1 protein-coding gene is annotated in these 211 nt (G+C 53.1%); it reads left to right on the top strand.

Going from position 1 to position 211, the window contains the following annotated elements; all coding sequences use genetic code 11:
- Positions 1-211, top strand: a 211-nt coding sequence (locus tag LCF57_RS04065; RefSeq protein WP_225999568.1) for a beta-ketoacyl synthase N-terminal-like domain-containing protein, incomplete at both ends; no start/stop codon positions are given.

Genomic DNA, 211 nt, shown 5'->3' with positions numbered 1-211 from the left:
TAACGGGAAGGTGGGCGTCTTCGCGGGGATTACCAAGACCGGCTACGATTTATACGGCCCGGATTTATGGAAGCAGGGGGAGAGGGTATTTCCGCATACGTCATTCAGCTCGGTAGCCAACCGGATTTCCTATTTGCTGAACCTGCAAGGTCCCAGCATGCCCATTGATACGATGTGCTCTTCGTCATTAACCGCCATTCATGAGGCGTGT

The sequence above is a fragment of the Paenibacillus sp. BJ-4 genome (genome assembly GCF_020404765.1).
Taxonomy (GTDB): domain Bacteria; phylum Bacillota; class Bacilli; order Paenibacillales; family Paenibacillaceae; genus Paenibacillus.
Note: the sequence above shows the minus strand (reverse complement) of the source record. Positions and strands in the feature narration are given on the sequence as shown.